Here is a 25,040-nt window from a genome sequence, read left to right as displayed (position 1 = left end):
CGCCGAAGCTGCCGCGCGCATGCGGAGAATGCAAGCCTGCCGGGCCGTCTATCGTCTTGCATCGGATGCCGCGCTCGTCGAGGTTGAGGCGATGGGATCGGCTTTGCCGTGGGCGCTCGTGGCGCTGTGTTTTGCGCTCGGCGTGGCCAGTCGCTCGATCAGCGACACCTTCCTCGTCTTCGTGCCGGCGCTCCAGCATGCCTTCGATGCCAATCGCGGCTCGGTCACGCTGATCTACAGTTTCGCGCTGCTGGTCGGCGGCACCGCCGCGCCGATCACCGGTTGGATCCTCGATCGTTTCGGACTGCGCACCCTGACCGTGGTCGGCGTGATCGCAGCGGCGGCCAGCACCGCCGTCGCCTCGCAGGCGAGCCATCTCTGGCACCTCTATCTGTCGCTCGGGCTGATGATGGGGTTCGGTGCGGCATCGCTCTCCGGGATCCTGTCCTCGTCGCTGATCGCGCGCTGGTTCCCCGCCAATCGCCTCGGCGTACCGCTCGCCGTGTCCTGGTCCGCGTCGGGTGTCGGCGCGATGGCGACGTTTCCGGCGGCGCAGTATCTCATCGAGACCGAGGGCTGGCGCCATGCCTATCTTGTCTTCTCCGGCGTGAGCGCAGTCTTCATTCCGCTCCTGCTGGTGCTGCCGTGGAAGACGATTGAGCGCGGGGCGCCGGGCCTCGCGCGCTTGCGCGAGACGGCGGCGCCGGGGATCACGGTGCGCGAGGCGCTGCGCGACTGGCCGTTCTGGGCGCTCACCTCGTCGTTCGCGCTGACCTCGATCGGTATCTTCGCGCTGATGCCGCAGACCATGGTCTATCTGCTCGAGCGCGGCATGGACGGTCCCTATGCGGCACGAGCCATGGCGGTCGCGGGTTTCCTGACGCCGCTCGGCATGATCGGCTTCTCGTGGCTGGCCGATCGCGGCGGTCGCCGGCTGGCCGCGATCCTGGCCTATGTCTGCTCCATCGCCGGGGTCGGGGCGCTGGCGATGGTGCGCGGGCCGGGCGATGATTTCTGGCTGTGGACCTTCGTGCTGTTGTTCGGCGGCAGCATGGGGTCGCGCGGGCCGATGATCTCGACGCTTGCGACCTTGCGCTATCGCGGCGCGCATTTCGGCCGCATCTACGGGCTGATCGCCATCGGCATGGGGCTGGGTGGCTTTCTGGGCGCCTGGATCGGCGGCGTGCTGCACGACCTCACCGGCGGCTATGCCGCGGTCATGGTGCTCTCGGTGCTGGCGCTGGTGACGGCCGCCGCAACCTTGGGTTCCGAAGCCGGCGCGCGGGAGCGTCTCAGTCGCTAGGAAGCCGCGCCTCATGACATGTCGGTGACGGCGGCTCCCGCATATTGTGTTTCCCCACGAGTCCGGCCACTATGGCCGGCATGTTGGACCGCATCGATTTTCCGAGTAGTCCCACCCTGCGGCGGCGGCGGGCCTAGCCGTGACGCCCGGCCTTGAGTCCTGCCACGCGCTGGTGCTCAACGCCGATTTTCGGCCCCTGTCGTATTTCCCCCTGTCCGTCTGGTCTTGGCAGGATGCCGTAAAGGCGGTCTTCCTCGACCGCGTCAGCGTCGTCTCCCAGTACGAGCGCACGATCCACAGCCCGACCTTCGAGATGCGGCTGCCCAGCGTCATCGCGTTGAAGGAATACGTCCCGGCGGCACGCCGGCCGGCCTTCACCCGGTTCAACGTCTTCCTGCGCGACCGCTTCACCTGTCAGTACTGCAACGGCGATTTCGCGACCAACGAACTCACCTTCGACCACGTGGTCCCGAAGTCACGCGGCGGCCGCACAAGCTGGCAGAACGTCGTCACCGCCTGCAGCCCCTGCAATCTGCAGAAGGGCAACATGCTGCTCAAGGAAAGCGGCCTGATTCTGCGATCTGCGCCCGTCGAACCCTCGACGCAGTTGCTGCAGGAACATGGCCGCGCGTTTCCGCCGGGCTATCTGCACGAGAGCTGGCGCGACTTCCTGTACTGGGATTCCGAGCTCGATCAGGGCTAAGTCGCTGGAGCGCGCAACTCCGGTTGCGCACTCCCTTGATTCAGATCCGCGTCGAAAGCCAGATGGCCAGTCGAGAGCCGGTCTTGATCACGGCCGACAGCGCTTCGTAGCCCACCGCCTGCTCGGCGCCCGCAGCCAGCGCCGTGTCGCGATGCTCGATCTCCTCGGCGCGGAACTTTTCGACCGTCGTGCGCAGCTCCGCCTCGTCGTTGCCGAGCCTGGCGGCCTGGCTCGCGTAATGCTCTTCGATCGTCTCCTCGACGGCGACGGTGCAGGCCATCGCCGCCTTGTCGCCCATCAACGCGGTCGCCGCGCCCAGGGCGAAGCCCGCGACGTGCCAGAGCGGCGAGAGAACCGTCGGCCGAACGCGGCGCTCGACCAGCAGCCGGTCGAACGCCTTGTTGTGTTCGCGCTCCTGGGCCGCCATGTGCTGGATCCGGCGGCCGGTCTCGCTGTTGGAGCGGCCGGTCCAGCGCAGCGCCGCCAGCTGGCCCTCGTAGATGCGCACGGCGCCGAACTCGCCGGCCTGGTCGACGCGGATCGTGCGCTCGATCAGTTCGCGGGCATCGGGATCGCCGGGATTGCGGTTGTCGCCGGTCTTCATCGCTTTGCCATCCGGGAGAGGGACGAGGCGAGGCCGCCCGCAAGGATCGCCGACAGGATCGCATTCCAGCCGGCCATCGAGATCCCGAACAGCGACCACACGACCGCATCGCAACGGACCATCTTGGCGCCGAACAGGTACTTCTTCAGCTCTTCGGGCGAGAGACCCGTCGGCACGGTGCCGGTGCAGGATTGCGGGCCGGCCCACCAGCGATACTCGACGCCGGCATGGAAGATCCCGATGGCCGAGCTGACGGCGATGGCCGCGATGGCGACCACCACGAAGGTTGTGGCGAGACGGGGCCGGCTCGACGAGGCGAACGCTGCAAGGCCCGCGACCATGGCCGCGATGTGCGGCCAACGCTGCCAGTGGCACATCTCGCAGGGCGGGAAGCCCATCGCATACTGGAAGAAGAGGGCGCCGCCGATCATGACGCCGCTGCCGAGCAGGGCGATCAGGCCGAGCTGGCTGGGGAGAGGGAGGCGCTGCGTGGCAGCCATGGAGCGATCCTAGAAGAGATAGCGGACGACGACGAAGCCGCCGATCAGGGCGAACAGGAAGATCCAGGTGAGCAGGGTCAGGCGCTTCTCGATGAAGGCCCGGATCGGCTCGCCGAACTTCCAGAGCAAGGCTGCCACGAGGAAGAAGCGCAGGCCACGCGTCACGATGGACGCCCACACGAATGTGAAGAGGTCGAAATGCGCGGCGCCTGAAGCAATCGTTACCAGCTTATAGGGGATCGGCGTCAGGCCTTTGATCAGGATGATCCAGATCCCGTACTCCTCGAACCCGGCGCGGAAGGCGGCAAGGCCGGCCTGCAGCCCGTAGGTCTTCACCACCCAGGCGCCGAGCGTCTCGAAGAAATAGTAGCCGATGGCGTAGCCGAACAGGCCGCCCAGCACGGAGCAGACGGTGCAGACAAGGGCGATCCTGAACGCCTTGTCTCGGTTGGCCAGCACCATCGGCACCAGCATCACGTCCGGCGGGATGGGGAAGAACGAGCTCTCCATGAAGGAGATCACGCCCATGGCGGGGATGGCATTCTTGTGTTGGGCGAGGCGGATCACCCAATCGTAGAGGCGACGGATCATGTGCGCCGTTCTTAGCGTGTCGCCCAAGTCGAAGCGAGGGACCTTTCCCGGCATGTCAGGCGACAGCTTCGGCGAGACATACGGGCTACACAGGACGCGTTAACCGGGGCCGATGCGACGGGCCTCCTGCAGTTTTGACTTAACTATTGAAGGTCACCGTCGAGCAATGCCGGCCGCCGCGCAGGCGACGGCGGGCACCCGAAATAGATCCGGCACAGCGGTCCAAGAGGCCGCGAGCCGCTTGCAAGATCGACCAACGGAGCACCCGAGGGCGGCGCCATCCGCGGGCGTTCGCCTGGCTTTTCCGGCCGTGCCGCGGGCCTTTCCGCAGGCTCGGCTCCGGCAGGAGCCATCACAATCGGGCTACCACAAAGCAGGACCGTGGCAAGCGCCAAGGCTTTGGACCAGCACGGAACGATCGACATACGTTGGCGCCCTTTGCATTCGCCATGAGGCACCCTCTCGGCGGTCACTGGACACTCGTTCCTAAGCCGGACGGCATATGAATTCGAGACGGTCGGCATCGGTCGCACATAGTCGCGGCATTAAAATCGGTCCGAGGCCTGTCCCACCGTCCTCGCCCGCGGTGAGGAATACATCCTTCATGCCATCCTGACCTCAGAAAGGCGGTCTCGCCTCTCGTCGAGGCTTGCCAGAGACTCGAGGCGTGAGCCTCGAACGCGCGACGCGGCAGTCATCGAGGCTGGGGTTTGATCGAACGCTTCGCAGGCCTTTCCATTTTCCGCCCCGAACGTTTGGTGCGGTGCCTCACGGCAATTCCGGCAATGCCGAACGCGAGGAACCAGGCAAACGCCACAGTCCGCAAGAACGTCGCTTCGTCCGGCAGCAGGCCGCTGGCGACAAGCAGGCCCACGAAGCCGATCACACCCATCGACGTGACGAAGCCGGACCAAATACGTGCCTGCAACAATGTCATGAGGCAATGATTGGCCATTGCCCCATATGATTTCCATGTGCTTCTGTCGTGATCTGCATAAAGGGGATATAGCGGCATCACCGTCTGGCTGGAGGAGCCCCTGGAAGGGGGGTACTTCTGCCGGTCTGCAACGAGGGTCGGCCGCTGTGCGCATTGCGGGGGCCCTGATTTCGCTGTCGCATTCGCTTGGACACTCGACAGAGTGGCCACCGCTCCACTGAGGACACAGCACGGCACAGTCGTCTGACTTCGACTACACGCACGGAGATGAGGCCAAAGGCCTGCTGCAGGCATCGCTTATCTGGCGAATTCCTCGGCCGCGATTGCGAAGTTCAGGTTTTGCGCATCCTTGCGCATCCAGGTCGTAATGCCGATGAGCTGGCCCTGCGCATCGAACAGGCCGCCGCCGGAGGAACCCCTCGAGATGGGGGCGGACGTCTGCAGCAGCCGTTCGCCGTCGATCACTCGCTTGGCCGAGACGATGCCTTCGGCAATGGTCAATTCGAGACCTTGGGGCGCGCCGATGGAGAAGGCTCTCTCCCCGACCTTGATGTCGGCATAGGGACGAACCCGGACCCACTTGGGAAGGGGAGCTTCGCTGGTGAGGATGCAGCGATCCGCCTTCGGGTTCGCCGACGTCAGGGTCGCATTCTGCTTTCGCCCGTCCCGTTCCAGGACCGCGCGCAGGTTCGAGTCCAGCACATGACAGTTCGTCACCACCTCGCGGTCGCTGATGGCCACGGCTGAGCCCTGTTTTTGCCCGGTACGCACGACGTACACCGTCTCGGAAGCGCGCTCGAAGACTTCGCGGGGCTTCAATTCGATCCCGTCGAAGAGCGTCAGTCGGATCGAGGCCGTCTTGCCGGCCTTGTCGACCGCACCGGTCGGCGCGCGCGAAGTTGCCGGCTCGGGCTCGGGAATCTGCGGCGTCAAAGGCGGCGATGGGTATGGCCTGGTCGCCGCCGCGGCGTAGCCGGGAGGAGGCGGCGGGAAGACGATCCGGGGGGATGGCTGTGCCTGGGCATTCAGGGTCGGCTTCAGGGAAAGACTGTTGGCAACGGCCACGAACATGAACCCGAGAGCCTCGGCTTGCGAGGCATGCACACTCATGATGACCCTGACGATCGCCTGATCGCGGCACTGTGCCCGTGTGTAGAAACGGTGCTCGCCGCGTCGCCCGGCGATCACGAACCAGTCGTCCTTGCGCGCCTGGTAGGTGACCTCCCGATCGGGTGCCGAAATGGAAAGCAGGGCATTGAACATCTCGTCCATCGACGCGCATGCCGCCTTGCGGGGGATGACCGTCACGGTGTGGCCGAAGGCGCCCGACGCCTCGTACCACCAATCGCCCTGGGACCTGGTCGGAGGCTGCGGGGTGGAGAACTTCGTCGGTATGCCGACCGAGAAGCCGATGGCGTCGTCAATCATCAAGGCCCAGCCATGGGTATCCCGTGCTTTGAGGCCTTCTCTCACCAGATCCATTTTCTGCGAGGCGGTCAGCGTTCCCGTGGCCTGAAAGCCCTTTGATGTCTGCCATCCCGAGATGGCCCGTCGAAGGTACGGACCAGCATCGCCATCCACCGCGGCACCGAGGTGGCGTGTCCAGACGAGCGCATTCTCGACATCCGTCGTCGTGATGGCGTCCGGAGGAATGGGGCTCGACCATTTGTGTTGGAAGACGCCGCCCTGCGTCTGCGCGTTCTGGGCTTGTGCAGACGGATGACCCAACAGGAACAGGGCGATCGCAACGGTCGCGACGCGGAAGCACCTATGAAACGAAGAAGCCACGAAGCATGCCGGCGACGGCTTCCCCACGATGGTCATCAATCGAAGAATGCTATCACCACCAGGGGACGAGGCAAAGTCGACCGCTCCCCCTGGGCGCGTCAGAGTCGCGAGCCGCCGCGAGGGGAGACGGCGCCGTTACGTTCGTACCACCCCTTGCTCGCATTCACGATCTTCACCACGGACAGCATGACCGGCACCTCGATGAGGACGCCGACCACGGTGGCCAGTGCCGCGCCCGAGGAAAAGCCGAAGATGCTGATGGCGGCCGCGACCGCCAGCTCGAAGAAGTTGCTGGCGCCGATCAGCGCCGAAGGGGCGGCCACGCAATGCTGCTCGCCGGCAGCGCGGTTCAGGAGATAGGCGAGACCCGAGTTGAAGTAGACCTGGATCAGGATGGGCACGGCCAGGAGGGCGATGATCACCGGCTGCGCGATGATCTGCTCGCCCTGGAAGCCGAACAGCAGGACGAGCGTCGCCAGCAAGGCGACCAGCGACGCCGGCTGAAGGCGCGCCAGCAGGCCGCCCAGACCCTGCTGGCCGCCCTGTGCAAGAGCCGCCCGGCGCACGAGTTGCGCCAGCACAACCGGCACGAGGATGTAGAGGGCGACCGAGAGCAGCAGCGTCTGCCACGGCACGACGATCGCCGAGAGGCCGAGCAGCAGCCCGACGATGGGGGCGAAGGCGACGAGCATGATCGTGTCGTTCAACGCCACCTGCGTGAGCGTGAAGTCGGGATCGCCGTCCGACAGGTTGCTCCACACGAACACCATTGCCGTGCAAGGCGCGGCGGCCAGCAGGATCAGGCCCGCTATGTAGCTGTCGATCTGGTCGGCCGGCAGCCACGGCTTGAACAGCCAGCCGACGAACAGCCAGCCGAGGGCAGCCATCGAGAAGGGCTTCACCGCCCAGTTGATGAACAGCGTGACCCCGATGCCGCGCCAGTGCTGGCGCACCTCGGCGATGGCGGCGAAGTCGACCTTGATCAGCATCGGGATGATCATCAGCCAGATCAGCGCCGCCACCGGCAGGTTGACGTGCGCTACCTCCGCCGCCCCGACGGCATGGAAGAGGGCGGGGAAGAAATGCCCCAGAGCGATTCCGACGACAATGCACAGGGCGACCCACAGGGTCAGGTAACGCTCGAAAAGGGACATGTGGGTCGTCTCCGGATCGTTCTGCCGAGGGTCGCCATCGACTCATGACGGCCAACTGGGTAATACGTATGTCACATTTTTGGATTATTCGAGAACTATGGAAGCCTCGGACGCCGCTGCCGGATTTAGTGCCCTTTCCCAGGAAACCCGCCTCAAACTGATGCGGATTCTGGCGACCAAGGGCGCTTCCGGCATGGCGGCCGGCGAAATCGCCAGCGCGCTGGGGCAGCTGCCCTCGACGCTGTCGTTCCATCTGGCCGCTCTCGAACAGTCCGGCCTCGTCCAGTCCACCCGGCAGGGCCGCAACATCATCTACGCGGTCCGTTTCGCCGGTTTGCGCGCGCTCTTCAGCTTCCTGACGGAGACGTGCTGTGGCGGACGACCGGACCTCTGTGGCGACCTGGCGCGACTCCTGCCCGAGGATCAACCCGAGGTTCACATGACCCCCGCCTTCAACGTCTTGTTCCTGTGCACGCATAATTCCGCCCGATCGCTCATGGCCGAGGCGATCCTCGGGCAGGTGGGGAAGGGCAAGTTCAACGCCTACTCCGCGGGCTCCGATCCGTCGCCGCAGCCGATGCCGGAGGTGCTGGCCAAGCTTCGCGCCCTCGGTCACGACGTCGAAGCACTGCGCTGCAAATCGTGGGACGAGTTCACCGGCCCGAATGCGCCCCGCATGGATTTCGTCATCACGCTCTGCGACATCCTGCAGGGCCAGCACTGCCCTGATTTCGGCGAGCGTTCGGTGACGGGCGCGTGGCCATTGCCCGATCCCGCCAAGTTCATCGGCTCGGAGGTGGAGCGGGCGACGATGATCAACGAGCTCTACGGCATGATCCGCCGACGCCTGGAGATCTTCGTCAACCTTCCCTATGCGTCGCTCGACCGGATGGCCCTCAAGAAGCGTCTCGACGAGATCGGCGACTCCGCCAAAGCACTCGCCTGAGCCGGCGGAGCGGACGATGAAGATCGGTATCAACGGCATGGGGCGCATGGGACGCCTCGCCTTGCGGGCCGCGTTCGGCGGCATACAGCGCCCGCTGGACGATCCGCGGCGGGACAACCGCCTCGAGGTCATCCACGTCAATGAGATCAAGGGCGGTGCGGCAGCAACGGCGCATCTTCTCGAGTTCGACAGCATGCACGGGCGCTGGCACACCTCCTTCGAAGTCGACGGCGAGCGCGGCCTGGCGGTCGGCGGCACCTATCTGGGCTTCAGTGCCGCCGCCTCGCCCGGAGACGTCGCTTGGGGCGACCTCGGCTGCGAGATGGTGCTCGAATGCACCGGCAAGTTCCTGAAGCCGGAGCAGCTTCAGGCCTACTTCGATCGCGGCGTGAAGAAGGTGATCGTGGCGGCTCCCGTAAAGGACGAGCGGGCGCTGAACCTCGTGCTGGGGGTCAACGACCATCTCTACGAGCCTGCCCGTCATCACCTGCTGACAGCGGCCTCCTGCACCACCAACTGCCTCGCGCCCGTGGTCAAGGTCGTGCATGAGTCGATTGGCATCCGGCATGGCCAGATCACGACGATCCATGCGCCGACCAACACCAATGTCGTCGTCGATGCGCCGCACAAGGACCTTCGCCGCGCGCGCTCAGCCATGCTGTCGCTACAGCCGACGACGACCGGCAGCGCCACCGCGATCACGGTCATCTATCCCGAGCTCAAGGGCAAACTGAACGGCCATGCTGTCCGCGCGCCGGTCCTCAACGCCAGCCTCACCGACTGCGTGTTCGAACTGAAGCGCTCCACCTCGGAAGCCGAAGTCAACGCGCTCTTTCAGGAAGCGGCGCGGGGGCCGCTCGCCGGTATCCTGGGCTACGAGACCAGGCCCCTGGTGTCGGCGGACTATTGCAACGACACGCGCAGCTCGATCGTCGATGCACCTAGCACCATGGTGACCGACGGCACGCTGCTCAAGGTCTATGCCTGGTACGACAACGAGGTCGGCTATGTCTGCCGCATGGTCGATCTCGCCCGGATGGTGATCGATAAGGCCACGTGATGGCAACGAAGGCGCGCGACTATCTGATCGTCACCGCGTCGTACTGGGGCTTCACCCTGGTCGACGGCGCGCTGCGCATGCTCGTGCTGCTGCATTTCTTCCAGCTCGGCTACTCGCCGTTCACGCTCGCCTTCCTGTTCCTGCTCTACGAGTTCGCCGGCATCGTCGCCAATCTCGCTGGCGGTTGGCTGGCCACGCGCTTCGGCATCCCGCGCATGATGATGACGGGCCAGCTGCTGCAGATCGCCAGCCTGTTCCTGCTCTCGGCGCTCGATCCGGCATGGAGCCCCGTCCTCTCCGTTGCCTGGGTCGTCGTGGCGCAGGGCCTGGCCGGGCTCGCCAAGGACTTCACCAAGACCGCCTCCAAGTCGGCCATCAAGGCGACGGCGGGCGAGGGCGCAGGCCGTCTCTTCAAGTGGGTGGCATGGTTCACCGGCTCGAAGAACGCCATGAAGGGCCTGGGCTTCTTCGTGGGCGGCCTGCTGCTCGAGGCGGCAGGCTTCCGCGCGGCGCTCTGGCTGATGGCTGGGCTGCTGCTCGTCGTGCTGCTGGCTGGGCTGTTGCTGCTGCCGCGCGACCTCGGCAAGGCGAAGGCCTCGAAGACGATGCGCGAGCTGTTCGCCAAGTCGGCGGGCGTCAACCTGTTGGCAGCCGCGCGGGTCTTCATGTTCGGCGCACGCGACGTTTGGTTCGTCGTCGGCCTGCCGGTGTTTCTCTACGCCTCGGGATGGCGGTTCGTGGAGGTGGGCGCGTTCCTCGCCGCCTGGACGATCGCCTATGGCGGGCTGCAGGCCGTCGCGCCCGCCCTGGTGCCGCGCAGCGCCGACGGGCTCAGCCGCGAAGTGCCGGGCGCGCGCCTCTGGGCGGTCCTCCTGCTCGCCGTGCCGCTGGCGATCGCCCTCGTCTTGAACAGCCAGTTCGACCTGCGACCTGATCTCGTCGTCGTGGTGGGACTGGCGCTGTTCGCTTTGCCCTTCGCCGTCAACTCCTCGCTGCATTCGTACCTGATCCTGGCCTATGCAGGATCGGAGAAGGCGGCCGAGGATGTGGGCTTCTATTACGCCGCCAACGCCTGCGGCCGCCTCGCGGGAACACTCCTCTCCGGACTCTTCTACCAGTGGGGCGGTATCGGCTTCTGCCTCGGCGGCTCGGCGGCGATGCTGTTCGCCTGCTGGATCATCACCTTCCTGCTGCCCGGGGCGACCGGGAAGGTTCGCGCCCCGGCGATCTGAAGGTATTTCGAGAATTCTAGAAATATAGTTGACTCTGCGGGCGGGAGTACTATTTTTGTCGTTATGAAACTCGACGATGCCGCCGCCCGCCTCGAAGCGCTGGGCAATCCGACCCGATTGAAGATTTATCGCACCCTGGTGCGCGCCGGTGCCGAGGGGATGCCGGTCGGTCGCCTCCAGGCCAAGCTCGATGTGGCGGCCTCGACCCTGTCGCACCACATCAAGTCGCTGGTGATCGTTGGCCTCGTCACCCAGGTGCGGGAAGGGGCGACTCTGGTCTGTCACGCCAACTATGAGCTGATGCACGATCTCCTCGCCTACCTGGCCGAGGAATGCTGTGCCGATGGCGTGCGCCCGGCCGCGGAGAGGACATGCGTCGCCTAGATGACGATTTTGTTGCGTCTGGTCTTTCCAATATTCTAGAAGGATAGGAGATTTAACATGCCTGCTTCAATCACCCCTCCGAAGAAGAAGGTCGCCGTGATCGGCGCCGGTCCGGTGGGCCTCGCCGCAGCGGCACATCTGCTCGAACGCGGATTGGAACCCGTCGTCATCGAGGCCGGTCCGACCGTCGGCCATGCGGTCCGCCAGTGGAGCCACGTCCGCATGTTCTCGCCCTGGGAATACAATATCGACAAGACTGCCGACCGACTGTTGACCGAAGCTGGCTGGAACCGGCCGCAGCCCGACCACTATCCGACCGGCGCCGAGCTGGTGGAGCAGTATCTCGAGCCGCTGGCGACCCGGACGCGGCTCAAGGACCACATCCGGACCCAGAGCGTGGTGACGGCGATCGGCCGCGTGGGCTTCGACAAGGTGAAGACACGGGGTCGCGACGCCGCGCCCTTCGAGATCCGTTACCAGAACGGCAAGGGACCGGAAGTGCTGCGCGCCGATGCCGTCATCGATGCCACCGGCACCTGGTTCTCGCCCAATCCGGCCGGCGCCAACGGCCTGCCCGCCCTCGGCGAGCGCGAGGCGCGCGACCGCATCGCCTACGGCATGCCCGACGTGCTGGTCCGTGATCGTCCTCGCTATGCCGGCCGCTGCGTGGCCGTCCTGGGCGCCGGCCATTCCGCCGTCGGCACGCTTCTCGACCTCGCGAAGCTGAAGGAGCAGGAGCCCGCCACGCAGATCGTCTGGCTGCTGCGTGGCGACGCGCCGGAGAAGTCGTTCGGCGGCGGCTCGGCCGACCAGCTCGCGGCGCGCGGCGCGCTGGGCACCGCCTTCGCCGCGCTGGTGGCGAGCGGCAGCCTCACGATCGAGAGCGGTTTTAGGGTCAACCGTATCGCGCGCGAGGGCGACCGCATCGTCGTCGCGGAGGCGGGCTGCCCCGGTCGCCACGTCGCGGTCGATGAGCTGGTGGTCTCGACCGGCTTCCGGCCCGACCTCGACTTCCTGCGCGAGATCCGGCTTTCGCTCGATCCGGCGCTGGAGTGCCCGCCGGCGCTGGCGCCGCTGATCGATCCGAATGAGCATAGCTGCGGCTCAGTGCGCCCCCACGGCGCGCGCGAACTGGCGCAGCCCGAGGCGGGCTTCTACTTCGCCGGCATGAAGTCGTACGGTCGCGCCCCGACCTTCCTGATGATGACGGGCTATGAGCAGGTCCGTTCGATCGCGGCCGAACTGGCGGGCGACCATGACGCCGCTCGCCGGGTCGAGCTGGTGCTGCCGGAAACCGGTGTCTGCAACGGCGCGCCCGCGCAGGCCGCGCCTGCGGCGGCCGCCGCTGGATGCTGTGCGCCTGCCAAGACGGCGCCCGCCGCCAGCGGCTGTTGCGCCGGGCCCAAAGCCTCCTGATGAATCGCCGCCGGCTTTCGACGATCCTGGTTCTAGGGACAGCGCAGACGCTGGCCTGGGGCTCGACCTATTATCTGCCGGCGGTGCTGGCGGACGAGATGGCGCGCGACATCGGCATCTCGACCGACCTGTTCTTCGGTACCTTCTCCGCAGCCCTGATCATCTCTGCGGTGATCGGGCCGAAGGTGGGGCGGGTGATCGACCGGGCCGGCGGCAACGGCGTGCTGTCGGCGTCGAGCCTGCTGTTCGCGGCGGCGCTGGTGCTGTTGTCGCAGGCGCATTCGTTTCTGCCCTTCGCCGCCGCTTGGACCCTGCTGGGCATCGGCATGGGGCTTGGCCTGTACGACGCCGCCTTCGGCGCGTTGGGAAGGCTCTACGGCAAGGATGCGCGCGGAGCGATCACCGGCATCACCCTGCTGGCGGGGTTCGCCAGCACCGTCGCCTGGCCGCTCACCGCCTGGGGTGCCGCCGCAATCGGATGGCGCGAGACCTGTCTGATGTGGGCCGCCGCGCATGTCGTGATCGGTCTTCCCTGCAATTTCCTGCTGCTGCCGCGTCCGACTGATCTTGCGGCCACGCTCAAGGCGGTCGACGAGCCGGTGCCGTTCGATCGCACGATGGTGCTGCTGGCCATCGCCTTCTCCGGCGCGTGGATCGTCTCGTCGGGGATGGCGGCGCACTTCCCGCGCATCATGGAGGCGGCGGGCGCCACGCCCACGCAGGCCATTGCGGCTGGCGCCCTGATCGGACCGGCCCAGGTTGCGGCGCGCATGCTCGAGGCCGGGCCGCTGCGACACCTTCACCCCCTGACCTCGGGCCGCCTCGCCACCACAACTCATCCGGTGGGCAGCGCCCTCTTGCTCGGCTTCGGCGGTGGTCTGATGGCCAGCGTCTTCGCAGTGCTGCACGGAATGGGTAACGGCGTGATCACCATCGCGCGCGGGACGGTTCCCCTCGCGCTCTATGGCCCCAAGAGCTACGGCTATCGCCTGGGGCTGCTGGGGGCGCCGTCGCGCTTCCTGTCGGCCGGCGCGCCCTTCGTCTTCGCCCTTCTGATCGACCGGCTCGGCGCCGGGGTCCTGATCATCTCCTCCGCCCTCTGCCTCACGGCGTTCGCGGCGCTCTGGATGATCCCGCTGCCGCAACCCGGCGCCAGCCATGCCGACTGACGGACCGAGCGGCGCGCGCCTGGTGGTCGTCGTCTGTGCGGCCCAGATCTTCGTCCAGATCGGCGCCGGCTTCTGGCCCGCGCTGCTGCCGCAGATGATGCAGCGGTGGAGCCTCACGAACAGTGAAGCGGGATGGATCACGGCCATCTTCTTCGGGGCCTACATGGTCTCCGTGCCGGTGTTGGTCACGCTCACCGATCGGGTCGACGGAAAGAGGGTCTACCTGTTCGGCGTCGCCTGCACCGTCGCGGGCCACCTGATGTTCGGTCTGTTCGCCGACGGCTTCTGGTCGGCCTTCGTCACGCGCGCGCTGGCGGGCCTCGGATGGGCCGGCACCTACATGACCGGCCTCAAGCTGTTGGCCGACCAGGTCAATTCCAAGTTGATGTCGCGAGCCGTCACCGGGCACGCGGCGAGCATCGGGATTTCCGGAGCCGTGTCGTTCCTCCTCGGCGACATCCTCGCGGACTGGCTTGGCTGGCAGTCCGCGTTCGTGTTCTCCGCGCTGACGGCGGCCGTCGCCTGGACCATGGTCGCCTTCGTCGTGCCTTCCCGTCGACCGGCACCGCGCAAGCCCGCCCAGGGCGGCGGCCTGTTCGACTTCCGGCCGGTGATCCGCAACACATCCGCCTTCGCCTATTCGGTCGTCTACTGCGTCCACACACTGGAGATGAGCGCGCTCAGGGGGTGGGGCGTGGCCTTCCTGGCGTTCGTCGCGACGCATACCGGCCTGACCGATGAGACGCTGTCGCCGGCGCTGGTCGTCACCGTGCTGGCCCTGCTTGGCACGATGTCGAGCGTGATCGGCAACGAGGCGTCGATCCGCTTCGGCCGCCGTCGCCTCGTCGCCACGGCGATGGTGCTGTCGATCGGCTTTGCCGCCATCGTGGGCTTCGCCGGCTCGACCAACTACTGGCTCGCCGTGGTGTTGCTGATCGTCTACGGCATGGTCGTCTGGCTCGATTCCTCATCGGTGACGGCAGGTGCGGCCGGCAACGCCGATCCCGCGCGCCGCGGCGCCACGCTCGCGGTGCACTCGACGTTGGGCTATGCGGGCGGCTTCGTGGGCCCGCTGGTCGTCGGCTGGACGCTCGACCTCGCCGGCGGCATGTCGCCGATGGCCTGGGGCCTCGCTTTCCTCATCGTCGGCGTGCTGATGCTTGGAGCGCTGGGAGCCTTCCTCCTGCTGAAGCCGGCCAATCTCGCGGGAGATCGCAGGGACTGACGAGAGCGTGACGGGCCGCGCTCTCAGTGCCTGGACCGGCCCGTCCTGGGCGTAGGCTTGACTGGAGCCTTTTCCAGCCGTTCGATCCGCTGTTCGAAGCCCTTCTGCATCTTTTCCATGCGCTGCTGGAGCTGCTGGTCCTGGACCTTGAGCTGTTCGATCTGCTGCGAGAGGGCCGCGATCGAGCGTTGCAACTCGTTCAGGCGGGCATCGACGCTCTGGGCCGCGGCGGCGCCGGGCACCAGGAGCAGGGCCAGCACGACGAGGCGCGGCATGCTCGCCCTGCTGCCTATTCGGCCGCCTGCTTCAGCTGCGTCGGCACCGTCTCGCCGGCGAACAACGCAGCGCGGGCGGCGTCGTACTCGGCCTTGAGGCGGGTCACGATCTCGGCGGCGGGCGGGGCGTCGTGGATCTGGCCGACGCCCTGGCCGGCGCCCCAGATGTCACGCCAGGCCTTGACCTTCATGTTGCCGCCCGAGCCGAAGTTCATCTTGCTCTTGTCGGCTTCCGGCAGCGCGTCGGGATCGAGGCCGGCCGCGGCGATGCTGCGCTTCATGTAGTTGCCGTGCACGCCGGTGAAGAGGTTGGTGTAGACGATCTCCTCGCCGGTCGAATCGATGATGCACTGCTTGTTGGCGTCGGTGGCGTTGCCTTCCTTGCTCGCGGTGAAGCGCGTGCCGAGATAGGCGAGGTCGGCGCCCATGGCCTGGGCCGCCAGCACCGAGGCGCCATTGGAGATCGAGCCCGAGAGCAGGATCGTGCCGTCGTAGAACTGGCGCACTTCGGGCACCAGCGCGAAGGGCGAGAGGCGGCCGGCATGGCCGCCGGCGCCGGCGCAGACAAGAATGAGACCGTCGACGCCGGCCTTCAGCGCACGCTTGGCGTGGGCCACGTTGGTCACGTCATGGAACACCAGGCAGCCGTAGCGGTGGGCCGAGACGACGACGTCGTCGGGCGCGCGCAGCGACGTGATCTGGATCGGCACCTTGTACTTCTCACACATGTCGACATCGTGCTGCAGACGGTCGTTGGAACTGTGCACGATCTGGTTGACGGCGAAGGGCGCGACCTTCTTCTCGGGGTGCTTGGCCTTGTACTCGCCCAGTTCGCCGGTGATGCGCTTCAGCCATTCCTCAAGCAGCTCCTTCGGCCGCGCGTTCAGCGCCGGGAAGGAGCCGACGACGCCCGCCTTGCACTGCTCGATGACGAGGTCGGGGTTGGACACGATGAACAGCGGCGCGCCGACCACCGGGATCGAGAGGTTGTCGCGCAGCAGGGCGGGAAGGGCCATCGTTTCGCTCCTTGGATTCGTCTTTTCGTCGTGTCGGTTACGGGCCTAGCACGGCCCCGGTCTTTTTCGCTACTTCGCCAGCTCGTAGGCGCCGCCTTTTTCCAGCGCCTTCTTGTATGCGGGACGGGCATGGATGCGGTCGAGGAAGCCCTTCAGCTTCGGCATCTTGTTGACCATCGGCGAGCGCGCCGTGGCGGCCTCCAGCGGAAAGCTCATCTGGATGTCGGCCGCGGTGAACGCGGGGCCGGCGAACCACTCGCGGCGCATCAGCTCGCCTTCGAGGAACATGAAGTGGTTGCCGATCTGCGGCATCAGCAGCGACTTGTCGGCACCGTTCGAGATGGCTCGCGCCACCGGCCGCATGAAGAAGGGCACGCGCGACGGGATGCGGTTGAACACCAGCTTCATGAACAGGAGCGGCATCAGCGAGCCCTCCGCGTAGTGCATGAAATAGGTGTAGTGCAGCCGCTCGGGCGTTCCGGGGGCCGGGGTGAACCGGCCGCCGCCATAGGTTTCCGACAGATATTCGAGGATGGCGCCCGACTCGGCCAGCACCTTGTCGCCGTCAGTGATGACCGGCGACTTGCCCAGCGGATGCACGTTGCGCAGCTCGTCGGGGGCCTGCATCGAGGGTTTGCGCTGGTAGCGCTTCACCTCGTAGGGCAGGCCGAGCTCTTCCAGCATCCAGAGAATGCGCTGCGAGCGGGAATTGTTCAGGTGATGGACGGTGATCATCCTCACAGCGTACCGGGCCGCCAGTTGCCGTGGAAGCCCGCCGGCACCCGGCTGCTGAGATGGGCAAGCGCTACCGGACCCTTGGCGATGTCGGTCGCCTCGAAGACCGCGAGATCGCTGCGGCCCTCGCCGGAGCGATAGATCACCGAGAGCACCCAGCCATCGCCCTCGGCCGCCTTATCGTGGCGCGGCACGAACACCGGCTCGCCGAACCGGTCGTCCTCGCCCGCCTGCCAGGTGGCGTTGGTGCCCTTCTTCAGGTCGTAGTGGGTGATGCCCTCGCCGCGGCGGACGCCGGCATGGGCGATGTTGCCCGACACGATCCAGCCGTGACGATAGTCGCTCATGCAGAAGCGCTCGTCGAAGCGCGGGAACTCGCCGGCGCGGTCGTCGAGCTGCTCCTCACGGAAGGTGTTGCCCTGGCCGCCGAGGTCGAAGGTCCAGCGGAACAGGCGTGCCGCCGGCGGCTCCTTGGTCGAGGGCGAGCCGTCGGGCAGCGGGAACAGCGGCGCCACGTCGTACTTCATGACGTCGATCACGACCTTGCCGTCCGCCGTCTCGAAATGGTTCATCGGATGGAAGACGTAGGACGGCGGCGCCGTCACCCACTTCACGTCGGCCACCGTGCCCTTGCGCGGGATGAAGGCGATGTGCGTGCCCTTGTCCGGCTCCCAGGCGAAGGGCGGCAGCCCGCCCATCGCGCGCTCCATCGACGAGGTGAGCGGGAACACCGGCACGACGATCCAGTTCTTCGTCACCGCGAAGTCGTGGATCATCGACGGGAAGGGCCCCTCGAGAATCTCGGCGCGCGTGACCGTGCCGTCGTCGGTCACGGTCTGGATGCTGACTTCCTTGGTGAAGCGGCCCTTCGCCGAATAGCCGAAGAAGATCATCTCGCCGGTCTCGGGATCGAACTTGGGATGCGCCGTGAACGGCCCACAGAGCATGTCGCCGAACGTCTCGTAGCCGCCGTCCTTGGGGCCGACCGGCATCAGGCTCTTGGGGTCGAGCGAGAAGGGGGCGTGCGCCTCCTCCAGCGCCAGCAGCTTGCCGCCGTGCCAGACGATGTTGGTGTTGGCGATGGTGGAGTTGAGCGCAAACACGCGCGGGTCGGTGTAGCGCGGATTGCCGAACGTGCCGGACAGGCCCTCGCCCTCCTCGTTCTCGATCTTCCACTTCGGTGTCCGCACCCAGCGGTTCTTGTACGAGACGTTGCCGTTCTCGATGTGGAAGGCGTGGATCATGCCGTCGCCGCCGAACCAGTGATAGGGCCCGCGCGGCGCGAACTGCGGGTTCGGCCCGTTGCGGTAGAGCGTGCCCAGAAGCTCTTTCGGCATCTCGCCGCTGATCTGGAGATGCCCGGCATCGGCCTCGGTATTGACGGGCGCGTAGTAGCCGCGAAGGAACGGATTGTCGGTCGGGAATGCCTTGGCCACGGGAAGTCTCCTTCTGGGTAACGCCGTGTATCTATGAGACGTTATCCATACACGGCGTTTCCCGCAAGGAGATATTTGGGGATAAAATGCTCCGTCGTCTCGACCGAAGCCTCGCGTAGCGAAGCGTAGTGGAGAGACCTATATCTTGCGATTGGACGGCTTGAGACAAAAAGGTCTCTCCACTTCGCGCTACTCGCTGCGGTCGAGACGACGGCCATGGAAATCGGTTAGTCACGCTAGGATGAACCCATCCAATCCTGTCCTGCTGCCCGGCTATTCCGCTGTTCCCTCCGGCCACGTCGCTACCATCGTGACGAGTCTCGAAATGTTGAGCCGGCCGCCCGCACGATCTGCGCAGCCGTTTCCGGCGGGCGTCACGCTGGAGCCGCTGGAGCGCACGATCGCGGCCTATCGCAAGCTCTATCGGGCGGTGGGGACGGAGTGGCTGTGGTTCTCGCGGCTGGTGATGGCGGACGAGAAGTTGCAGGCGATCCTCGACAATCCGCAGGTGGAGTTCTTCGCGCTGCGGCAGGAAGGGCGAGATGCCGGGATCCTCGAACTGGATTTCAGCAAGCCGGGAGAATGCGAGCTGTCGTTTTTCGGCGTGGCGCCGGGCCTGGTCGGCACGGGAGTCGGCCGGGCGCTGATGAACGAGGCGATCGTGCGGGCCTGGGCGCGGCCCATCCGGCGTTTCTGGGTGCATACCTGCACGCTCGACCATCCGGCGGCTCTCGACTTCTATCGTCGATCGGGCTTCGTGCCCTTTGCCTTCCAGGTCGAGGTGTTTCCCGACCCGCGCCTTACCGGCGCCTTGCCGCGGGACTGCTCACGGCACGTGCCGTTGCTCGACTGATGCCGCGGCGCCCGCAGCCTCGCGGTCCTCGATCCGCCGGTAGTGGAACCAGCCGGCGATGCCGAGGGCCAGCAGGAGCAGGCCGAGATAAAACTCGGTGTGGGTTGGGCCGATCAGGTCGAAGAGCGGCGTGGCCGCGAGATTGAACAGCAGCATCGAGCCCGCCATCACCGCGAGTCGCAGCCGGAAGACACGGGCGATCTCGGCGCCGCGGAACACGGTCTGCATGCGCGTGATCATCGGGATGAAGAAGAAGGGCCCGCCGAAGCCCGCGACCAGCCCCGCCAGCATCATCGCCGGCAGCTTGTAGGGGTTGTCGATACCCCAGGCTGCCAGCGCGATCAGGGCGAAGCCGCTACCCATCGCCACGTAGCCCAGGAACATGGTCGAGAGCGGACGGCGGAAGCGGACGCTGCCCGCCACCAGGTTGCCGACCACGTCGCCCACGCCGCAGGCGCCGACGATCATGCCCAGCGACGCGAGGCCGTGCAGGCCGAACAGGTGCGGGTCGTGCTCGACCACCATCAGCGCGATGCATAGCTGCAGCGCCACGCTCCAGGGTCCGTTCGCGAAGGCGTTGACCATCAGCAGCGCACCCATCGTACGCTGGCGCAACATCAGTCGCGCGCCGTCGAGCAGGGCGTCCCAGGCGCCGCGCCAGCCGCCGCGGCCGGGCCGCGGCTTGTTCGTCGGGTCGACCAGCCGGTCGCGCACGGCCCACACCGCCACGGCCGAGAGCACGAAGCCCAATGCCGTGATCGACAGGAAATGGATCACCGGCAGCAAGGTGTTGAGGACCGCCGCCATCATCGGTCCGATCAGGCGGGCGAGCCGCCACGTCGCGTCGAACAGGCCGTTGATCGCCTGCATGGCGTCGCGGTCGGTGACCAGCACCGGCACCGCCGACTGCAGCGCCGGCGTGAACACCATGCGCATCGCCGCGAGGCCCATGACCGACAGGATGAGGAGGGGGATCGAGATTCCCCAGATGTAGAAGCCGATCACCGGCAGCAGGGCGAGCATCGCGCTCGCATACTTGGCGCCGATCATGGCGCGGTCGGCTCGCCAGCGGTCGAAGGCCGAGGCACCCAGCAGGCCGACCACCAGCATGGCGCCGTACTGCGTGGCGTTCACATAGCCCGCGGCATTGCCGATCTGCGCGGCCGCGATCCACACGACAGCGACGCGAAACAGGTCCTCGCCGATGGTCGAGGCGGCGAGGCCCGACCAGATCGTGGCGACAGCCGGATCCTTCAGCGGACGGAAGACGGGGATCACCAACCCGCCTCCCCATTCAAATGGGGAGGTGCCCGCGTAACCGCGGGCGGAGGGGGCACGAACTCGGAGCGGGCGAGAAGGGCTGACCCCTCCGTCAGCGCGAGGCGCTGACACCTCCCCATTTGAATGGGGAGGCGAACCTGAGTCACTTCACCCACACGCCGCCGTCCTTGTTGCGGTAGCCGAGGCTGAGATACGCTGCGTCGACCAGCGATTGGCCGCGTTCGTTCATCAACAGGCCGGGGCCCATGCGGTTCATCGTGTAGCCGAACGACATTCCCGCGGCCGGATCGGCGAAACCCAGCGAGCCGCCGGCACCGACATGGCCGAAGGCGGCGCTGCCGAGGATGACGCTGTCGCAATCCTCGCCCCACAGTTTGGCGGCGAGGCTGCGCTTGCGGTTGTCCATCGACTTCATGAAGCCCAATGCGAAACGCGTCGGGATGCGCAGGGTGGCGTCGTCGTGGGTCGCCATCGAGACCTCACCCATGCGCGCCAGCGTCGTGGTGTCCACTAGGTCGCCGCCGCCATTCGCCAGTGGCGCGTACATGCCAGCGAGGCCGCGCGCGTTGGTGATGCCGTTGGCCGCACCGATCTCGGCCGCGTGGCCCGCCCGCGTGTTGGCGCCGCCCGAGCGCCAGGCGCCGTTGTTGAAATAGAAGAGGGCGGCCACAGATTCCTTGTTGGTGGCGAGGTCGCGCATGAAGGGCGTCACCGCGTCGGCCGCCTTGTAGACATGCGCCACGATGGGTGCGACCCGCGGCTCGATCTCCTCGGGCAGGCCGATCCAGAAATCGAGGCCCAGCGGCCCCGCGATCTCCTCGCGAAAGAAGGTGCCCAGCGACTTGCCCGAGGCGCGGCGCACCATCTCGCCCACGGTCCAGCCGAATGTGAAGCCGTGATAGCCGTTGCGCGTGCCGGGCTCCCAGAACGGCACCTCGGCCGCCAGCCGCTCCGTCATGTAGGCCCAGTCGTAGGGTCCGTCGTCCTTCACCTTGGCCCGCACCGCCGGCACCGCCGAGGAATGGTCGAGCATCATGCGCGTCGTCACGCGCTCCTTGCCGTGCTGTGCGAACTCCGGCCACAGCTCGGCGACCGGCGCGTCGATATCGAGCGCGCCGCGGCTCGCCAGCATGTGCGCGCAGAGCGCCGTCGCGCCCTTGGTGCAGGAGAAGACGATGCTGACCGTGTCGCGTGTCCAGGGCGCCTGGGTCTTCGCATCGGCGACGCCGCCCCACAGGTCGACGACCGTCTCGCCGCCAACCGTCAGGCAGACCGACGCGCCGATCTCGCCTTTTTCCTTCAGGTTCTTCTCGAAGGCCTCGGCGACCCGCTCGAAGCCCGGCCGGCAGGTGCCCTGGGTCATCGTTGAACTCATTGCTTCGGCACCGCGATATTGAAAGCGTCGAGCACGAAGCGTGCGCAGTGCGACAGGCCGGTCTGGTCGATCCCATGGCCGACGTCCTTGGCGATGTGCACACCGACCTGCACGCCGTTCTCCTGCAAGGTGTGCGCGGCGCGTTGCGTCAGGACCGCCGGTAGCATGTCGTCGCTGTCGCCATGGACCAGCAGGACCGGCGGCTTCGACCTGATCTCCGTCTCCAGCGCCTCGGGCGCGGCCAGCATGCCGGAGAAGCCGACGATGCCCGCCAGCGGCTTCGCGCGGCGCAGGCCGACATGCAACGCCATCATCGTGCCCTGGCTGAAGCCGATCAGGACGGTCTTCGATTCGTCGAGCCCGTATTTCGCCATCGTGTCATCGAGGAACTGCTCGACGAAGGGGGCGGCCGAGCGCACGCCCGCCGCCGCGACCTCGGGATCGAGGCGCGAGATGCCGAACCACTGGAAGCCCATCGGATTGCCCTCGCAGGGATAGGGCGCGTTGGGTGCATGGAACACCACGTCGGGCATCAGTGGCGCCAGCACGGGCGCGAGGCCGATCAGGTCGTTGCCGTCGGCGCCGTAACCGTGCAGCAGGATCACCAGATGGCCGGGCTTGCCGCCAGCATGGGGGCCGTGGCTCGGGCCGTCGATCTTCCTGGTCATTTGGTCTTTTTCTCCCTTGCGCTCCAGTCCGGCATGTTGCGGCGATAGTGCCAGAGGACGAGCGCGGCTGCGCTGCGCCAGGGCCGCCAGGCCTCGGCGATTTTGAGAAGCCGCTTTGCGTCGGGGCGGTTGCGCAGCTTCTTGAGATGCTGCGCCGCCACGACGAGGCCGAGATCGAGCCCCGGCATGATGTCGGGCCGGCCGTGCGCGAACATCAGGTAGATCTCCGCGGTCCACGGGCCGATCCCCTTGGCCTGGGTGAGCATGGCGATGGCCGCCGCATCGTCGAGCTCATGTAAGGCCTCGAACGAGATCCGGCCTTCGACGATGTCGGTGGCGAGGCTTCTGCCGTATTTCATCTTGGCGCCCGAGAGACCGACGGCGCGCAGCTGCTCGTCGCTCATCGCCAGAAAATCCGCCGGCTCCATCGACGGCACGGCCGCTTCGAGCCGCAACCAGATGCTGCGGGCGGCATGAACCGAGACCTGCTGGCCCACGATCGATCGCATCAGGCCGCCATAGCCCGTCGGCATCTCGCGCAGTTCCGGAGGACCCGCCTCCGCGAGTGCACGCGCGATGTCGGGATCGGCAGCCGCCAGCTCGGTCAGCGCCTTCTTCAGAGTCTTCTTGTCGAGGACGATCCGGGGCGAGGTCTTGAGTGCCGTTTTGGCCATGTTGTTCCCGCCATAGCACGCGGCGAGGCGGAACTGTAAGTTCGGCATGTGGAGACCGAAGTGATTCCTCGACTGCCTGCCTTGCATGCCGCGATGCTCTCGCGTGTCGTGGCTTCGGTGCCGGCCGACCTGCGTTTCGAGGCACTGGTCGGCGCCGGCTCGATGGTCACGGGCGGCTTCGATGACGAGTCCGACCTCGATCTGGTGCTGCTGGTGCGACCGGACGCTTTCGCCACGGCGATGGCCGACCGCCGCGCCTTTGCTGGCGGGCTCGGCGACCTGCTGGCGTGTTTCAGTGGCGAGCATGTCGGGGAGCCGCGACTGCTGATCTGTCTCTACGGGCCGCCGCTGCTGCATGTCGATTTCAAGTTCGTCGCGGCCGACGACCTGTCGGGATTTGTCGAGCGGCCGCTGCTCTTGTGGGCGCGAGACCCGGAGACGATGCAGTGCCGGCTCGATGCACTGCAGATCAAGCCGGCGCTGCGCGACGGCCAATGGTTCGAGGATCGCACCTGGGTCTGGATGCACTACAGCGCGACCAAGATCCGGCGCGGAGAGTATTTCGAGGCGCTGGCCGCGCTCGATTTCTTCCGCGAGGCCGTGCTGGGACCGATGCTGCGACGCCAGGCGGGCGAGCGACCACGCGGCCTGCGCCGCATCGAGACAAGTTCCGGTGCGGTCGACCGTCTGCTGCCCACGGTGGCGACGTGCGATCGCGCCTCCCTCGTCGCGGCGTGGCATGCCTCGATCGCTCTCTATCTCGACCTGCGTGCTGTCGATCCGCCGCCGCATCCGATCGCGCACATGCCGGGCGCGTTGCTCGACTTCCTCGACGGCCCGGCATGACCATCGTCACGCGTTTTGCCCCCAGCCCGACGGGCGAACTTCATCTCGGCAGCGCCTATTCGGCCCGCATCGCCTGGCGGCGTGCGCGCGACGCGGATGGCAGCTTCCTGGTGCGCATCGAGGATATCGACATCCGCCGCTGCCGCCGCGAGTACGAGACGGCGATGCTGGCGGACCTGCAGTGGCTCGGTCTCGCCTGGGACGGCGAGGTGCGCCGCCAGTCGGATCATTTCGCGGATTACGGCCGGGTGATGGACCGGCTCGACGCGCGCGGCCTGGTCTATCCCTGTTTCTGTACGCGAGCCGACATCGCGGCGTCCACGAGCGCCCCGCACCCGACGGAAATGGGGCCCGACGGCCCGCTCTATCCCGGCACCTGCCGCCATCTGTCGAACGAGGAGCGTCGCCGCCGCATCGCCGCGGGCGTCGAGCACTGTATGCGCTTCGATTGCGCCCGCGCGGCGGAGCAGGCGGGACCCTATTCCTTCGTCGACGAGACGCTGGGCCGCATCGAGGGGCAGCCGCTGTTGATGGGCGACTTCGTGATCGCGCGCAAGGACACGCCGACCAGCTACCATCTCTCGGTGACGGTTGACGATCATCTGCAGGGTGTCACGCTCGTCACGCGCGGCATCGACCTGCTGCCCTCCACCCATGTCCACGCCCTGCTGCAGAAGCTGCTGGGCTATGCTGCGCCGCAATATGCGCATCACCCGCTTCTGACCGACGAGAACGGCCGCCGCTTCGCCAAACGCGATCGCGACCTCACCATCCGCAGCTTGCGCGAGAGCGGGAAGAGTGCGGCCGAGGTATTCGAGATGATCGATGGTTGGAGTTGCGCGCCCCCCGTGAAGGGCTGACACTTCGGT

26 protein-coding genes are annotated in these 25,040 nt (G+C 66.7%); 12 read left to right on the top strand and 14 right to left on the bottom strand.

The window, feature by feature from the left end:
• Positions 1 to 28: 28 nt before the first annotated feature.
• Complete coding sequence (locus EPO41_RS28755) at positions 29 to 1,303, top strand: MFS transporter (protein WP_296332836.1); 1,275 nt, start codon at positions 29 to 31, stop codon at positions 1,301 to 1,303.
• A gap of 139 nt (positions 1,304 to 1,442) precedes the next feature.
• The gene (locus tag EPO41_RS28750; protein ID WP_296332832.1) at positions 1,443 to 2,006 is read left to right on the top strand and encodes an HNH endonuclease; all 564 of its coding nucleotides are present in this window, start codon (positions 1,443 to 1,445) and stop codon (positions 2,004 to 2,006) included.
• Positions 2,007 to 2,046: 40 nt separating this feature from the next.
• Here the strand turns inward: EPO41_RS28750 and EPO41_RS28745 are convergent, their stop codons facing one another.
• From EPO41_RS28745 to arsB, 6 genes are all read right to left on the bottom strand, one after another.
• A complete protein-coding gene (locus EPO41_RS28745) occupies positions 2,047 to 2,610 on the bottom strand; it encodes a demethoxyubiquinone hydroxylase family protein (RefSeq protein ID WP_296332829.1) in 564 nt (187 codons plus the stop codon).
• A complete protein-coding gene (locus EPO41_RS28740) occupies positions 2,607 to 3,110 on the bottom strand; it encodes a disulfide bond formation protein B (RefSeq protein ID WP_296332826.1) in 504 nt (167 codons plus the stop codon). The genes EPO41_RS28745 and EPO41_RS28740 overlap by 4 nt, the downstream gene beginning before the upstream one ends.
• Before the next feature lie 9 nt (positions 3,111 to 3,119).
• Positions 3,120 to 3,701: a YqaA family protein gene (locus EPO41_RS28735; protein WP_296332824.1), complete on the bottom strand. Its 582-nt coding sequence runs from the start codon at positions 3,699 to 3,701 to the stop codon at positions 3,120 to 3,122.
• 694 nt (positions 3,702 to 4,395) lie between these two features.
• Positions 4,396 to 4,638 carry a hypothetical protein gene (locus EPO41_RS28730; RefSeq protein WP_296332822.1) on the bottom strand — a complete coding sequence of 81 codons (243 nt, stop codon included), beginning with the start codon at positions 4,636 to 4,638 and terminating at the stop codon, positions 4,396 to 4,398.
• Between the two features lie 297 nt (positions 4,639 to 4,935).
• On the bottom strand, positions 4,936 to 6,462 hold the full coding sequence (locus EPO41_RS28725; protein ID WP_296332932.1) for a serine protease: 1,527 nt from the start codon (positions 6,460 to 6,462) through the stop codon (positions 4,936 to 4,938).
• Between the two features lie 62 nt (positions 6,463 to 6,524).
• Positions 6,525 to 7,580, bottom strand: coding sequence for an ACR3 family arsenite efflux transporter (arsB, locus tag EPO41_RS28720; protein ID WP_296332820.1), 1,056 nt, complete (start codon positions 7,578 to 7,580; stop codon positions 6,525 to 6,527).
• Between arsB and EPO41_RS28715 the strand changes: the two genes are divergently transcribed.
• From EPO41_RS28715 to EPO41_RS28685, 7 genes are all read left to right on the top strand, one after another.
• Positions 7,579 to 8,526 carry a metalloregulator ArsR/SmtB family transcription factor gene (locus EPO41_RS28715; RefSeq protein WP_296332818.1) on the top strand — a complete coding sequence of 316 codons (948 nt, stop codon included), beginning with the start codon at positions 7,579 to 7,581 and terminating at the stop codon, positions 8,524 to 8,526. The genes arsB and EPO41_RS28715 overlap by 2 nt on opposite strands.
• 16 nt (positions 8,527 to 8,542) lie before the next feature.
• Positions 8,543 to 9,586, top strand: coding sequence for an ArsJ-associated glyceraldehyde-3-phosphate dehydrogenase (locus tag EPO41_RS28710; RefSeq protein ID WP_296332815.1), 1,044 nt, complete (start codon positions 8,543 to 8,545; stop codon positions 9,584 to 9,586).
• Positions 9,586 to 10,818 (top strand): organoarsenical effux MFS transporter ArsJ, encoded by a 1,233-nt coding sequence (gene arsJ, locus EPO41_RS28705; RefSeq protein ID WP_296332812.1) that lies wholly within the window; start codon positions 9,586 to 9,588, stop codon positions 10,816 to 10,818. Before EPO41_RS28710 ends, arsJ begins: the two co-directional genes overlap by 1 nt.
• Positions 10,819 to 10,881: 63 nt before the next feature.
• Positions 10,882 to 11,202, top strand: coding sequence for a metalloregulator ArsR/SmtB family transcription factor (locus EPO41_RS28700; protein WP_296332809.1), 321 nt, complete (start codon positions 10,882 to 10,884; stop codon positions 11,200 to 11,202).
• 57 nt (positions 11,203 to 11,259) lie between these two features.
• Positions 11,260 to 12,618, top strand: a complete 1,359-nt coding sequence (locus EPO41_RS28695) for an FAD-dependent oxidoreductase (protein ID WP_296332805.1) — start codon at positions 11,260 to 11,262, stop codon at positions 12,616 to 12,618.
• Complete coding sequence (locus EPO41_RS28690) at positions 12,618 to 13,787, top strand: MFS transporter (RefSeq protein WP_296332803.1); 1,170 nt, start codon at positions 12,618 to 12,620, stop codon at positions 13,785 to 13,787. The genes EPO41_RS28695 and EPO41_RS28690 overlap by 1 nt, the downstream gene beginning before the upstream one ends.
• Positions 13,777 to 15,012 carry an MFS transporter gene (locus tag EPO41_RS28685; RefSeq protein WP_296332800.1) on the top strand — a complete coding sequence of 412 codons (1,236 nt, stop codon included), beginning with the start codon at positions 13,777 to 13,779 and terminating at the stop codon, positions 15,010 to 15,012. The genes EPO41_RS28690 and EPO41_RS28685 overlap by 11 nt, the downstream gene beginning before the upstream one ends.
• A 23-nt stretch (positions 15,013 to 15,035) precedes the next feature.
• Here EPO41_RS28685 and EPO41_RS28680 read toward each other — a convergent pair whose 3' ends face one another.
• The 4 genes from EPO41_RS28680 to EPO41_RS28665 form a co-directional block, all read right to left on the bottom strand.
• Positions 15,036 to 15,287, bottom strand: coding sequence for a hypothetical protein (locus EPO41_RS28680; protein ID WP_296332796.1), 252 nt, complete (start codon positions 15,285 to 15,287; stop codon positions 15,036 to 15,038).
• A 14-nt stretch (positions 15,288 to 15,301) separates the two neighbouring features.
• Positions 15,302 to 16,303 (bottom strand): nitronate monooxygenase family protein, encoded by a 1,002-nt coding sequence (locus EPO41_RS28675; protein ID WP_296332794.1) that lies wholly within the window; start codon positions 16,301 to 16,303, stop codon positions 15,302 to 15,304.
• 69 nt (positions 16,304 to 16,372) lie between these two features.
• Positions 16,373 to 17,038 carry a glutathione S-transferase gene (locus EPO41_RS28670; RefSeq protein WP_296332792.1) on the bottom strand — a complete coding sequence of 222 codons (666 nt, stop codon included), beginning with the start codon at positions 17,036 to 17,038 and terminating at the stop codon, positions 16,373 to 16,375.
• Positions 17,039 to 17,040: 2 nt separating this feature from the next.
• On the bottom strand, positions 17,041 to 18,474 hold the full coding sequence (locus tag EPO41_RS28665) for a carotenoid oxygenase family protein (RefSeq protein WP_296332789.1): 1,434 nt from the start codon (positions 18,472 to 18,474) through the stop codon (positions 17,041 to 17,043).
• A gap of 241 nt (positions 18,475 to 18,715) precedes the next feature.
• Between EPO41_RS28665 and EPO41_RS28660 the strand changes: the two genes are divergently transcribed.
• Positions 18,716 to 19,327: a GNAT family N-acetyltransferase gene (locus EPO41_RS28660; protein ID WP_296332786.1), complete on the top strand. Its 612-nt coding sequence runs from the start codon at positions 18,716 to 18,718 to the stop codon at positions 19,325 to 19,327.
• Here the strand turns inward: EPO41_RS28660 and EPO41_RS28655 are convergent.
• The 4 genes from EPO41_RS28655 to EPO41_RS28640 all read right to left on the bottom strand — a co-directional run bounded on the left by EPO41_RS28655 (position 19,301) and on the right by EPO41_RS28640 (position 23,325).
• Positions 19,301 to 20,605: an MFS transporter gene (locus tag EPO41_RS28655; RefSeq protein WP_296332783.1), complete on the bottom strand. Its 1,305-nt coding sequence runs from the start codon at positions 20,603 to 20,605 to the stop codon at positions 19,301 to 19,303. The genes EPO41_RS28660 and EPO41_RS28655 overlap by 27 nt on opposite strands.
• 145 nt (positions 20,606 to 20,750) lie before the next feature.
• Positions 20,751 to 21,971 carry a serine hydrolase domain-containing protein gene (locus EPO41_RS28650; RefSeq protein WP_296332781.1) on the bottom strand — a complete coding sequence of 407 codons (1,221 nt, stop codon included), beginning with the start codon at positions 21,969 to 21,971 and terminating at the stop codon, positions 20,751 to 20,753.
• 8 nt (positions 21,972 to 21,979) lie between these two features.
• Positions 21,980 to 22,651 (bottom strand): dienelactone hydrolase family protein, encoded by a 672-nt coding sequence (locus EPO41_RS28645; protein ID WP_296332779.1) that lies wholly within the window; start codon positions 22,649 to 22,651, stop codon positions 21,980 to 21,982.
• A complete protein-coding gene (locus EPO41_RS28640; RefSeq protein ID WP_296332778.1) occupies positions 22,648 to 23,325 on the bottom strand; it encodes a DNA-3-methyladenine glycosylase 2 family protein in 678 nt (225 codons plus the stop codon). The genes EPO41_RS28645 and EPO41_RS28640 overlap by 4 nt, the downstream gene beginning before the upstream one ends.
• 93 nt (positions 23,326 to 23,418) lie before the next feature.
• Here EPO41_RS28640 and EPO41_RS28635 point away from each other — a divergent pair, with 93 nt between their 5' ends.
• Positions 23,419 to 24,171, top strand: a complete 753-nt coding sequence (locus EPO41_RS28635) for a hypothetical protein (protein ID WP_296332776.1) — start codon at positions 23,419 to 23,421, stop codon at positions 24,169 to 24,171.
• Positions 24,168 to 25,031, top strand: coding sequence for a tRNA glutamyl-Q(34) synthetase GluQRS (gene gluQRS, locus EPO41_RS28630; RefSeq protein ID WP_296332773.1), 864 nt, complete (start codon positions 24,168 to 24,170; stop codon positions 25,029 to 25,031). Before EPO41_RS28635 ends, gluQRS begins: the two co-directional genes overlap by 4 nt.
• The last annotated feature ends 9 nt before the right edge of the window (positions 25,032 to 25,040 follow it).

This window comes from Reyranella sp. (genome assembly GCF_004297265.1).
GTDB lineage: Bacteria > Pseudomonadota > Alphaproteobacteria > Reyranellales > Reyranellaceae > Reyranella.
The sequence above is the reverse complement of the archived record's forward strand: the minus strand, read 5'-3'. Positions and strand labels throughout refer to the sequence as shown.

What these genes read in the sequence shown, in the direction of transcription:
- EPO41_RS28755 (WP_296332836.1), top strand. Translation starts at nt 29, where the DNA reads ATGCAAGCCTGCCGGGCCGTCTATCGTCTTGCATCGGATGCCGCGCTC.
- EPO41_RS28745 (WP_296332829.1), bottom strand. Translation starts at nt 2,610, where the DNA reads ATGAAGACCGGCGACAACCGCAATCCCGGCGATCCCGATGCCCGCGAA.
- EPO41_RS28740 (WP_296332826.1), bottom strand. Translation starts at nt 3,110, where the DNA reads ATGGCTGCCACGCAGCGCCTCCCTCTCCCCAGCCAGCTCGGCCTGATC.
- EPO41_RS28735 (WP_296332824.1), bottom strand. Translation starts at nt 3,701, where the DNA reads ATGATCCGTCGCCTCTACGATTGGGTGATCCGCCTCGCCCAACACAAG.
- EPO41_RS28730 (WP_296332822.1), bottom strand. Translation starts at nt 4,638, where the DNA reads ATGACATTGTTGCAGGCACGTATTTGGTCCGGCTTCGTCACGTCGATG.
- EPO41_RS28725 (WP_296332932.1), bottom strand. Translation starts at nt 6,462, where the DNA reads ATGACCATCGTGGGGAAGCCGTCGCCGGCATGCTTCGTGGCTTCTTCG.
- EPO41_RS28715 (WP_296332818.1), top strand. Translation starts at nt 7,579, where the DNA reads ATGTGGGTCGTCTCCGGATCGTTCTGCCGAGGGTCGCCATCGACTCAT.
- arsB (WP_296332820.1), bottom strand. Translation starts at nt 7,580, where the DNA reads ATGTCCCTTTTCGAGCGTTACCTGACCCTGTGGGTCGCCCTGTGCATT.
- EPO41_RS28710 (WP_296332815.1), top strand. Translation starts at nt 8,543, where the DNA reads ATGAAGATCGGTATCAACGGCATGGGGCGCATGGGACGCCTCGCCTTG.
- arsJ (WP_296332812.1), top strand. Translation starts at nt 9,586, where the DNA reads ATGGCAACGAAGGCGCGCGACTATCTGATCGTCACCGCGTCGTACTGG.
- EPO41_RS28700 (WP_296332809.1), top strand. Translation starts at nt 10,882, where the DNA reads ATGAAACTCGACGATGCCGCCGCCCGCCTCGAAGCGCTGGGCAATCCG.
- EPO41_RS28695 (WP_296332805.1), top strand. Translation starts at nt 11,260, where the DNA reads ATGCCTGCTTCAATCACCCCTCCGAAGAAGAAGGTCGCCGTGATCGGC.
- EPO41_RS28690 (WP_296332803.1), top strand. Translation starts at nt 12,618, where the DNA reads ATGAATCGCCGCCGGCTTTCGACGATCCTGGTTCTAGGGACAGCGCAG.
- EPO41_RS28685 (WP_296332800.1), top strand. Translation starts at nt 13,777, where the DNA reads ATGCCGACTGACGGACCGAGCGGCGCGCGCCTGGTGGTCGTCGTCTGT.
- EPO41_RS28680 (WP_296332796.1), bottom strand. Translation starts at nt 15,287, where the DNA reads ATGCCGCGCCTCGTCGTGCTGGCCCTGCTCCTGGTGCCCGGCGCCGCC.
- EPO41_RS28675 (WP_296332794.1), bottom strand. Translation starts at nt 16,303, where the DNA reads ATGGCCCTTCCCGCCCTGCTGCGCGACAACCTCTCGATCCCGGTGGTC.
- EPO41_RS28670 (WP_296332792.1), bottom strand. Translation starts at nt 17,038, where the DNA reads ATGATCACCGTCCATCACCTGAACAATTCCCGCTCGCAGCGCATTCTC.
- EPO41_RS28660 (WP_296332786.1), top strand. Translation starts at nt 18,716, where the DNA reads ATGAACCCATCCAATCCTGTCCTGCTGCCCGGCTATTCCGCTGTTCCC.
- EPO41_RS28650 (WP_296332781.1), bottom strand. Translation starts at nt 21,971, where the DNA reads ATGACCCAGGGCACCTGCCGGCCGGGCTTCGAGCGGGTCGCCGAGGCC.
- EPO41_RS28645 (WP_296332779.1), bottom strand. Translation starts at nt 22,651, where the DNA reads ATGACCAGGAAGATCGACGGCCCGAGCCACGGCCCCCATGCTGGCGGC.
- EPO41_RS28640 (WP_296332778.1), bottom strand. Translation starts at nt 23,325, where the DNA reads ATGGCCAAAACGGCACTCAAGACCTCGCCCCGGATCGTCCTCGACAAG.
- EPO41_RS28635 (WP_296332776.1), top strand. Translation starts at nt 23,419, where the DNA reads ATGCTCTCGCGTGTCGTGGCTTCGGTGCCGGCCGACCTGCGTTTCGAG.
- gluQRS (WP_296332773.1), top strand. Translation starts at nt 24,168, where the DNA reads ATGACCATCGTCACGCGTTTTGCCCCCAGCCCGACGGGCGAACTTCAT.